General features: G+C 65.9%; 6 protein-coding genes and 1 pseudogene. 2 read left to right on the forward strand and 5 right to left on the reverse strand.

Features of this window, described 5'->3' with window-relative positions; genetic code table 11:
• Positions 1-100: 100 nt before the first annotated feature.
• From M8J71_RS04265 to M8J71_RS04285, 5 genes and pseudogenes are all read right to left on the reverse strand, one after another.
• Positions 101-1,039, reverse strand: coding sequence for an SRPBCC family protein (locus tag M8J71_RS04265; protein WP_256246749.1), 939 nt, complete (start codon positions 1,037-1,039; stop codon positions 101-103).
• 151 nt (positions 1,040-1,190) lie between these two features.
• A complete protein-coding gene (locus M8J71_RS04270) occupies positions 1,191-1,892 on the reverse strand; it encodes an SRPBCC family protein (protein ID WP_256246763.1) in 702 nt (233 codons plus the stop codon).
• Positions 1,893-2,067: 175 nt separating this feature from the next.
• The gene (locus M8J71_RS04275; protein ID WP_256246750.1) at positions 2,068-4,713 is read right to left on the reverse strand and encodes an exo-rhamnogalacturonan lyase family protein; all 2,646 of its coding nucleotides are present in this window, start codon (positions 4,711-4,713) and stop codon (positions 2,068-2,070) included.
• Between the two features lie 365 nt (positions 4,714-5,078).
• Positions 5,079-6,320, reverse strand: a complete 1,242-nt coding sequence (locus M8J71_RS04280; protein ID WP_256246751.1) for a cytochrome P450 — start codon at positions 6,318-6,320, stop codon at positions 5,079-5,081.
• Between the two features lie 143 nt (positions 6,321-6,463).
• A pseudogene (locus M8J71_RS04285) lies at positions 6,464-6,646 on the reverse strand (TlpA family protein disulfide reductase); the annotation flags it as partial.
• 99 nt (positions 6,647-6,745) lie between these two features.
• Between M8J71_RS04285 and M8J71_RS04290 the strand changes: the two are divergent.
• Both M8J71_RS04290 and M8J71_RS04295 read left to right on the forward strand, forming a co-directional pair.
• On the forward strand, positions 6,746-7,147 hold the full coding sequence (locus M8J71_RS04290; RefSeq protein ID WP_256246752.1) for an ArsR/SmtB family transcription factor: 402 nt from the start codon (positions 6,746-6,748) through the stop codon (positions 7,145-7,147).
• On the forward strand, positions 7,144-7,849 hold a 706-nt coding region (locus M8J71_RS04295), incomplete at its 3' end, for a P-type ATPase (protein ID WP_441338911.1). The genes M8J71_RS04290 and M8J71_RS04295, both read left to right, overlap by 4 nt.

Here is a 7,849-nt window from a genome sequence, read left to right on the forward strand (position 1 = left end):
GAGAGGAGGTAGGCGGCGCTTTCGTTAGTGCGGAATGTCCGACGCCGGGCCCTGCCTCAGCGGAAAGCCTCAGTCAGTTTCCAGCATCGGTTAGCCCCGGCTAGCCGCGCTGGCCGATTCCGGGGACGGGCGGCAGGCCGTCGCCGGGCCCGCGGTCGTCGTCGCGGCGTTCCCCTGCGCTGAGGTTCTCGCCTTCGGCGGTCCCGTCGGACTCGCCGGTGGTGTCCACCAGGCCGTTCGTCTGATCGAAGGCGTGGCCGATCCTGTCATCGCCCAGGTCGGCGACGGAACCGGTGGAGCCGGCTGCCGCCGTCGTGCCCGTTGTGGTGCCGGTGCTTGTAGTGTCTGTCGTTGTGTCCACCGGAATGGGCGTAACGGTGACCGGCTCGCCGGGAACCACTGGCGTTACTGTTTCATCGGCAGCCGCAGTGGTGTCCTTGTTGCCGCCGGCGGCCATGGCTGCTGCTGCACCGGCTGCCGCGGCCACACCCAGGCCTGCGGCTACCTTGCCGGAGATGCCCGCCTTGCCTGAGTCGCCGCGCGATCCTGCCGCGTCCTCGACCCCGGGCGTGCCTGCAGGTGCCCCTGAGCTGACGCTGCCGCGCCACGCTCCGCTGGCGTAGCCCTCATCCTCGATGAATTCCTTGAACCGCTGCAGGTCTGCCTCTGCCTGGCGCTCTACGACGTTGAGCTTGTCGCCAACCTTCTCAATAATGCCTTCGGGCTCGTACTCAAGCGTCAGCTGCAGGGAGGTCTGGCCGCCGCCGATGTCCTCGAACTCGATTGCGCCGGCATTCGTGGCGCCTTCCGTAGCGGCCCAGGCCACTTTGCGGTCGGGGATCTGCTCCAGGATCTTGGCTTCCCACTGCCTGCGGACGCCGCCGATCTCGGCCACCCATTCCAGCCGGTCGTCACTGAGCTGCGTGACGCTTTTGACGCCGCCCATGAAGTGCGGGAACTCCTCGAACTGGGTCCACTGGTTGTAAGCGGTGCTTACCGGTACGTTCACCAGAATGCGTTTTTCCACCTTCGTGCTCATAACGTCTCCTTCGCTGTGTTACCGGAAGCTGATGAATCGGTAAAAATCATCAGCATGCTTACCAACATACCTTTTCGGGTGGCTGGTTTCCAGAGCAAGGAACAACGACGGCGGCAACGGGCGCGTAGGGTCCGTGGTGCAGAAGGGCTGGTCAGGGCTGCCCGAAAAGGTTGCCGTAGGGCGGGATTCCCTCCCCGTTATGGCGATTCCGCCGTGCAGTGGAGCTGTAGTTCTCGCCTTCGGCTGTCTCGTCCGACTCGCCCTCGAAGTCCACCAGGCCGCCGGTCTGGTCGAACGGGTGCTCAAACCGGTTGTAGGGCCGCGGCTCTCCGGTAGCCTCTGCGGTTGCCTCGGCTGTCCCTGCTGTCGCCGTGGTTGTTGCCGCTGCTCCGGTGGCCGTCCCCGGAATGGACTCCCGCCAGGCCCCGGTGGCGTGGCCCGCGTGTTCGATGAATTCCTTGAACTTTTTCAGGTCGTGCTCGGCCTGGCGGCCCACGACGTGGAGCAGGTTGCCCACCTTCTCCACCACGCCTGCGGGCTGGTACTCGAGCGTCAGTGCCAGTTCGGTCCTGTTGTGTCCGAGGTCCCGGAATTCGATCGTGCCGGAGTTCGTGGCACCCTCGGTGGACGCCCAGGCCACTTTGCGGTCCGGGACCTGCTCGAGGATTTTGGCTTCCCACGTCCGGTGGACGCCGGCGATGTGGGCAACCCACCTCAGCCGGTCATCACTCAGCTGGGTCACGCTGTCCACGCCGCTCATGAAGTGCGGAAAATCCTCGAACTGCGTCCACTGGTTATAGGCCGTGCTGACCGGCACATCCACCACGATCCGTTTCTCCACTTTCGTGCTCATCATGTCTCCTTTGACTGAACCGAATCTGATGAGAAAACTGAGGTCATCAGTAGCTTTACGATAGTCCCGCCGGAAGCCCCCAACCACCATGGGGAGGGGACGGACGACGGCGGCACCTGGCGTCAAGTGGAATTCGCCCGCCGGGGTGCCGCCGTCGTGATCGGAACCCGGTGGTTTAGTGCAGGTGGTTGCCGATCAGTGCCAGGTTCTGGATGACCGCCAGGCCGAACTGGGAGGCGTCATTGGTGGAGACAGTGGGTGCCTCGTCCACGGGCAGCAGCACCTGCGGCGGCTCGATCTTCCGCAGCGTGAAGGCCGATTCGTGGTTCAGGTGCTCCCCGCCTTCAGCGAAGCTCGCCCAGGCCCGGGCCGCCAGTTCCGGGTCGTTCAGCCGGGCCGCGGCGTACGCCGTGAGGCGGCTGTGTGCCTGGGTGAGGTAAATCCCGGCCAGCGGCTGGCCCACGGACTCCACCTGCTCCTCTTTCGTGGCCAGGAAGAGCCGGCAGTACTGCAGCCAGGCCCGCTCGAACTCGGGATCAGGGACCAGGTCCACCAGCTCGCTGCAGATCTCCACCAGGCCGAAGACTGCGCTGAGGTGTGAGACCTGGATGAGTTCCCGGCCGGTATCGAACCGTCCCTTGTCCAGGTCGTACAGGGCCTCGCCGGTGAGGAAGCCGTACTTGAGGGCGCCGATGTCCGCCATGGTGCCCAGGAGGCGGTCGCGGGAGCGCGGGTTGCCGGTGCGTTCCCAGTCCGTGAGCCAGGTGGCGGCGAGTGAGCCCCAGTCCGTGCCCAGCCCCACGCCAAGTGCGTTCCGGTTGGGACGGTAGGTGTCAGCGTCGGGCCGAACCTTGCGGACCGGGTCCAGGCCCAGGAAGTTCTGGTCGCTGTCCACCAGTTCGGTGAGGAGGTCCCCGGTGCGTTCGTCCGCGGTGAGGTAGTAGTAGAAGCGGCGGTAGGCGGGCGTGCTGATGCGCAGCTGCTTGGCGCTGCAGCCCCAGTGCTGGACGTTGTGGCGCGAGCCGAGGCCCTTCCACGGCCCCAGGTGGTACACGTCCACCTCGCCGGTGTGCCGGGTCATGGCCTCCGCGAACCGGAAGATGTCCGCCCTTCCGGAGCGCAGGTACGAATACCAGAGCCACAGGTCGGGGGAGAGCTCTGAGTTGTCCCAGGCGTAGCCGCCCACGTCGTAACGCCATACGTGCCGGTCGTGATCGTAGGTGTGCATGACGTCGCCGTAGTTCCAGAAGCCGTACCAGCGGCGCTGCTCCACTTGCCCGGCATAGAAGTCGAAGAGGAAGTCCAGGTGGTCCTCGAGTTCGGCCCGGGCGGGGGTGCTGCGGTCCACGGGGTCCCAATCGCCGAAGACGCCCACGGAGTGCAGGTACTCGGGGGTGGCCTGCAGCAGGGCCGGGGTTGAGGCGGCGTGAGCATCCGCAGCCAGGCTTTCCGTTGCGGGCGTTCCCTCGTAGGCGAAGAGAGTTAACTCATGTGTGCGGGCTATCCCGGTGGCGTTGCCGAAGCCCGGCTCGTAGTCCTCATACGTGATTTCGAGCCCCTCGAGCTGTTCCTCGAAGGTGTCCTGGCCGAGGCCGTCGTGGTAGAAGCGGAGGTCCATGGGCTGTGCCTCGGGGGAGTACAGCCAGGCGGTCATGGACGCCTCGCCGGTGGCTGCACCGCGGATGTCCAGCTGGCCCGGGTGGGACTGCCAGAAATCCTTGATGCCCACGCCGAAACCGCCGCGGGTATCGCTCAGCGAGCAGAAACCGGCCGACCTGGTTCCGCCGGAGATCCCCACCCAGGCGTGGCCGGCGCCGGTGCGCTTGCGGAGTTCGAAGCCGTCTGCGCTGAGCTGCGTGAGCGTGTAGTCATTCCACGCGGGAATCAGGTGCAGCCGCTCCGAAACCTCCGGGTTCCATTCCGCCAGCGGCGGAGTGGGCCGGCCTTCCACCTGTGAACGGCGGACCTCCTCGCCCGGGTCCCGGCGCAGGCCGGTCAGTCCGCGCACGCCTTCAACCAGGAATCCGCCGTCGGCCCCGGCGATCCGGACGTGCCGGTCATGGAGCTCGGCCTCCAACGGTACTGCGAACCGAACGCCCAGCCCGGCCAGGAAGTCCTGCTCGGCGTCGCCATCCCAAATAAACGAATGCACCATCCGCACACTGCGGGCGTTGGCGTAGAAATAGAACCGCACCACGAACGGCAGCCAGCTGCGCCTGCCGCTGCCGGCCGTGTCGGGGCTGTGGTGTCCTTCCAGCCGGACCACCGCACGAACGGGACCAGCTTGTTCAAGCACGACGACGGTGACCATGCCGGTGAAGGCTTCCCGGCTGGCAGTGCCGGCCTCCTCAGGAATGCTGTCCTGCAGGAGGCTGACCAGGCGGGCATCCCGGGCCACTTCGGTTCCGCCGCGGGTAAGGCTGCTGAAAAGGTGGGAACCGCTGCGGTTGATCACCATCTGCAGCGCGCCCGTGTCCACCGTGAACGCTTCCGCCGTTTCGGTGACGGTGACGCTGGGGACGTCCGACGCCGGGAGGCCGGCTTGGGCGGGTGAGGACCCGCCGTCGGCCGTTACTTCGTACGCCTCGGAGGAAACGTCGGTGGCAGGGATCGCCAACCCCGCCCATTTGAGCGAACCGTCAGGCCAGGTGGCAAGTGGCCAGGCCTGGCTTGGGGTGGGATTGCCGTCCGCATCACGGACGCGGAGTTCCGCAGCCTCCGCTACTTTTCCGCGTGGAAACGGCATACCCCAGGTGGTGCCGCTGCTGATTTGTGCCGGGGCGTCGCCGTCGATCCACCTGACCAGCGTATTTTCAATCATCGTGTCCAATTCTGTTGGGCTTATTTCCGCTGTTTCGGTTTCGTGCCTGGACCGCCGGCCATCGCGGCCCACTAGGGAGCAGAGGAGAAACCGTTTTCTGATTCGTTTCAAAATAGTCGCAGGGGAAAGCGAACCGCAAGGGGTAGCCGCGATGTGGAGGGTGTTTCTTAGCCACCGGCCTCGCCGACGGCGGCCGTTGCATAGCGTGAGCGCCTGAGGGGTCTCCAGGGGGTTCATCAGCCATCTGCTAGCTCGACTCGATCGCCCATGCGGCATTTGGCAGAGGCGCCGGGCAGCCCGTTTACGAGCCAGCCGCGCAGTCCCTTATCCGTGCCAGCTGGTTCAGATTCCCTTGCTGTTGCCGTTTAGCGTCGTCGGGGAGGTGCAGGGTCGATGATGAAGCCACTCTTGGGGAGGGCGGGCAGGCTGGAAAGGCTGAAGCTGAGGTTCTGTGCGGGTACCTGCAGGTCGGGTGCGGCTGCGAGGGCGCGGATGGCCCGTTTGATCAGTTCCACTGTGATGTCTTCTCCTGGGCACCGGTGGCCTGTTTCTTTGTCGCCTGCTCCTTGTGGGATCAGGGTGTGGGGGTTGGGTTGCCAGCTGCGGAAGCGTTCTGGGTTGAAGCTTTCCGGGTTCGCCCAGGTTCGTGGATCGTGGTTGGTGCCGTACAGGTCAAGGAGGACCCAGTCCCCGGGCTTGAAGGCGTGCCCGGACCATTCGAGTTCTCCGGTGGCGGTGCCGCTGACGAAGGGGAAGAAGGGGTAGTAACGGCGCACTTCCTGGGCGAAGCAGTGCAGGTCGTGATCATCACCGTTACTGAGTCTGTCTTTCCAGTCCGGGTGCTGTGTGAGGGCGAGGGCGGCGAAGACAATGAAGTTGCTGACGGCCACGACCGGGCGGAGCAGGTTCAGCAGTTCCACCGCTGCTATATCTGGGGGCAGTTCCTTGCCGGTGTTGTCGCGGTGGAAGGAGATAGCTTCCACCGGGGTCGCCGGCGCCCGGTCCGGCGCGGACAAGCGGGTAGCCAGGATGGCGTTCGTGGCCCACTTTTCTGTGGAGCGGCGGCGCCAGCGGGCGTACCAGTTCACCGGCCCGAAAGAGCCGGCCTGGTCGATCATCAGCCCAAGTTCCCTGCTGCGTCTGCCGATGGTGGGTGCGTCGGTGGGAAGGCCGGCCCAGCTGCAGGCGGCCGCCGTGAGGAGCCGGCGGACCTCGGTGTGCAGATCGAACCGCCGCCCTACCGGCAGGCCGTGGTTCGGGTCGTGCCATTGAGCGTCAAAAGCGTCCGCGAGGTGCCCGGCGGAGTCCCGGCTGCCCAGTTCCAGGAACAGGTGCTTGCGGCGGTAATGATCGGCCCCTTCAAGGGTCTGGACGCTTTGCGCATCCTGCAGCAAATGCTTGGCTGAACGCGGCAGGGCACCGGCGCGGCTGAACCGTCCGCCGTCGTAGAAAAATTCCGCCGCCGCCGCGCCCCTCATGCAGACGACGGGCCGAAGCATCAGGCGGGTCTGGAACAGGTCGGTGCCGGCCTCGTCGCAGCGGGCAGAGATGAAGGTGTATCCCTCACGCAGCAGGGCCAGCGAGCTGTCGGGCAATTGTGCAGTCACTCGGATCTCCCGTTCTCCCGGAAACGGCGGTGTTTCCTGAGTCTAGGCCAGGGCTTGAGAACCGGGTAGGTCAGCGCGACAAAGCCCTGCCCCTGATCGCGTCACTTGCATGACCCGTTGGCCCGGGGCCCTGCCCCATCTTTTCAGGATTCGCTGAGCGCACTGCTAATGAGAGCTTTGAGGGTGCCCTTCTCTGCAAGGCCAAGAACCCGGGCAGCGACTTTGCCGTGTTTGTCCAGCACGAGGGTTGTGGGGACGGCGCGCGGCGGGACGTGGTCTGCCAGGGCCAGCAGGATCCCGCCGTCGTTGTCGTTGAAGCTGGGGTAAGGGAACCTGGCCCGGGCGCAGCCCAGGAAGGACAAGCCGAAGACCTGCAGTAACAGCTTTTCGTCGATAACATCACTGCTTTACGCTATAATCGCCGTATGACGATACAACCTGGGGGCACGGCCGATGACTGCGGCCAGCTGGATCCCGCGGCGGCTTTGTTCCATTCCCTGAGCGACCCGACGCGGCTGAGCATCGTGAAGCGGATGGCCGCCGGAGAAATCCGGGTGGGGGACTTGGCCGGGGAGTTGGGCCTTGCCCAGTCCACCGTGTCCGCGCACGTGGCATGCCTGCGCGATTGTGGCCTGGTCGAGGGCCGCGCGCAGGGCCGCAGCGTCTATTACTCGCTGTCCCGTCCGGAATTGATGGACATGCTTGCCCAGGCCGAGGTCCTGCTTGCCGCGACCGGCAACGCGGTCAGCCTGTGCCCAAACTATGGCACCGGAAGCACCGGCGCCGAACTGACAAACGTGGAACTGACGAAGGAGAACGCCCGATGAGCGACGCCTGCGGCTGCAGCGACGACAAGCCCGAAACCGCGGCGGAAGAGGCCGAGGAAGCGGTCGGCTTCTGGCAGATAAACGAGATCCGGGCCGCCGCAATCGCGGGTGTGCTGCTCCTGACCGCCTGGATCCTGTCCCTGACCGGGGGCCCGGAGTGGCTGCGCCTGGTCCTGGAAATCGGGGCGCTGCTGGTCGCTGCATGGACTTTTGTTCCCTCCACCCTGCGGCGCCTGGCCAAGGGCAAGATCGGCGTCGGGACCCTGATGACGATCGCCGCCGTCGGCGCCGTCGCGCTGGGCGAGTACGAGGAAGCGGCGATGCTCGCCTTCCTCTACTCAATCTCCGAGGGGTTGGAGGAATACTCGCTGGCCAAAACCCGGCGCGGCCTGCGTGCCCTGCTGGACCTGGTCCCGGCCGAAGCGACAGTCCTGCGCGGCGGGGCGGAGGTCACCGTTGACCCGGCCGAGCTCGTTCCCGGGGACCGGATGGTTGTCCGCCCGGGTGAACGGCTGGCCACCGACGGCCGGATTATCACCGGCCGCACCTCGCTGGACACCTCTGCCCTGACCGGTGAATCCGTGCCCGTTGAGGCCGGTCCCGGCAGCGATGTCTACGCCGGGGCCATCAACGGCACCGGGCCGCTGGAAGTCGAAGTCACCAGCACCGCGGAGAACAACTCCCTGGCCCGCATCGTGCACA

The sequence above is a fragment of the Pseudarthrobacter sp. R1 genome (genome assembly GCF_024494415.1).
Lineage (GTDB): Bacteria > Actinomycetota > Actinomycetes > Actinomycetales > Micrococcaceae > Arthrobacter.

What these genes read in the sequence shown, in the direction of transcription:
- M8J71_RS04275 (WP_256246750.1), bottom strand. Translation starts at nt 4,713, where the DNA reads ATGATTGAAAATACGCTGGTCAGGTGGATCGACGGCGACGCCCCGGCA.
- M8J71_RS04265 (WP_256246749.1), bottom strand. Translation starts at nt 1,039, where the DNA reads ATGAGCACGAAGGTGGAAAAACGCATTCTGGTGAACGTACCGGTAAGC.
- M8J71_RS04290 (WP_256246752.1), top strand. Translation starts at nt 6,746, where the DNA reads ATGACGATACAACCTGGGGGCACGGCCGATGACTGCGGCCAGCTGGAT.
- M8J71_RS04270 (WP_256246763.1), bottom strand. Translation starts at nt 1,892, where the DNA reads ATGAGCACGAAAGTGGAGAAACGGATCGTGGTGGATGTGCCGGTCAGC.